Below are 1,774 nucleotides of genomic sequence, written 5' to 3' on the forward strand. Positions count from 1 at the left end.
ATCGAGAAGTTAAACAAAATTGTGGTATTGAACGCTGTCAGGCTCGCACGAGCCGAGCGCAAAGAAATCATATTTTTCTCGCTATTTCTGCGTGGTTTGAACAACATAAACGTCGTATATCTGAAAAAATAACCCTTTATCAACAAAATTGGGACGTAATCAAAAATGCTATTGCTGAGCACATCCGTGTTTTATTAGCGTACCCAAATTAGTTTTGTGCGAAACTCGTGTGATAGTGAAGGCGAAGGCAGTCGTTTTGATGGTCAATTGATTATTCAATTGGAAAATGATCCGATAGTGAGAGAAGCGGCTGTCCAGTTGCTGAAAAAGCATCCGCAAATATCGGTTTTACTTCAGCTTGATAGTCAAGGGAATACTTGTATTGTTTATGGTAATGTAAAGAATTTGCGAGAGCAGGCAAAAATACGTTGGCAGTTAGTTGGACATGGTCGGGATAGTCAGCTTGATGGAGATCATTTTAGTTTGGCTTGGCGTGATCCTAAGCCGTTAGCACAGCAATTAAAACAGTTGGCGACTAATTTAGAGATTGTTTTTTCGCCAAAACATATCAATCTAGTTGGTTGTTCGTTGGCTGACGATAAACAGCAAATCAGTTATGTCCAACAATTTGCTGATGCACTAGATCCAACGATTCGGCCATATTCTGTCTCTGCCTACTCATCCAAGTTGATGGTCAGTGATGAGGGCAGAAAACAATTAACGGAAACAGGTAATAAAACCACGCTGTTTTTTAATAACGAGAAAAATGACTGGCGTATAGAGAAAGTGGTTGGCAAAGTCGCTAATGCTTTGGTAAAAATTGCGATGGAAAAACCGCTTTTAGCAGATCCTTCAGGACTGGGATCTATTTCTTATAAATTGGCTGAACAATTTCAGTCAGCCATGCTCCAATTTTACCATTATCATCAATTGTCGCTACAGAAGTGGTTACCCTTGTTCACTAGTTTTAGTAAAAATAAAGCTCTGACAGGCACTTATGTTATACAGTTCATTAATAAAGAGACTCATCTAGTAAAAAAATTTATCATTAATAATAAGAACATTATTGATTTAATTAGTAAATATAATGAATATTTGGCCATGGTAACCAAGGCTTATCATTACAATGGTAAAACATTAGTTTTGCAGGATAGTATCACTGATGCCGATGGGGTACATGGATTAAATGCGGCTTTCTTGATAAAAGAACTGATCCCTTGGTTTGCCAATAACAATCGTTTTGGGGTGGTAGATAATACGTTATCAGAAACCCTTAGTACGGCAATTAATATACACACTTATCTCAATTTGACTCAAATAGTTCATGGAACCGTGGAAGATACGCTGCGGTTGGTTAATTTGTATAAAATGGCTGCTAATCAGGGTAAACAAGCTACGAAAGCATTACTGGGCGGAGTCTTTCATTATCATCATGCTACTGATTTCATATTAAATTTCAGTAGTACACGAGTTTCGCACAAAACTAATTTGGGTACGCTAATAAAACACGGATGTGCTCAGCAATAGCATTTTTGATTACGTCCCAATTTTGTTGATAAAGGGTTATTTTTTCAGATATACGACGTTTATGTTGTTCAAACCACGCAGAAATAGCGAGAAAAATATGATTTCTTTGCGCTCGGCTCGTGCGAGCCTGACAGCGTTCAATACCACAATTTTGTTTAACTTCTCGATGATAAACTTCAACAGACCAACGGGCATCCATGATAGATTTGACGTATTCACGGGTGGGATTCTCTTTGTTTGTTACTAT

2 protein-coding genes and 1 pseudogene are annotated in these 1,774 nt (G+C 37.8%); 2 read left to right on the forward strand and 1 reads right to left on the reverse strand.

Annotated elements, in window-relative coordinates; translation table 11 throughout:
* Both CBG25_RS04560 and CBG25_RS04565 read left to right on the forward strand, forming a co-directional pair.
* Positions 1-212: pseudogene (locus tag CBG25_RS04560) on the forward strand (hypothetical protein); the annotation flags it as partial.
* 4 nt (positions 213-216) lie between these two features.
* Positions 217-1,527, forward strand: a complete 1,311-nt coding sequence (locus tag CBG25_RS04565; protein ID WP_290604889.1) for a TcdA/TcdB pore-forming domain-containing protein — start codon at positions 217-219, stop codon at positions 1,525-1,527.
* On the opposite strand, the gene CBG25_RS04570 is transcribed toward CBG25_RS04565, so the two are convergent.
* Positions 1,484-1,774 (reverse strand): transposase (locus tag CBG25_RS04570; protein ID WP_290603789.1); only part of this gene is annotated, 291 nt, incomplete at its 5' end. The two genes, CBG25_RS04565 and CBG25_RS04570, sit on opposite strands and share 44 nt — an antisense overlap.

Source organism: Arsenophonus sp. ENCA, assembly GCF_002287155.1.
Lineage (GTDB): Bacteria > Pseudomonadota > Gammaproteobacteria > Enterobacterales > Enterobacteriaceae > Arsenophonus > Arsenophonus nilaparvatae.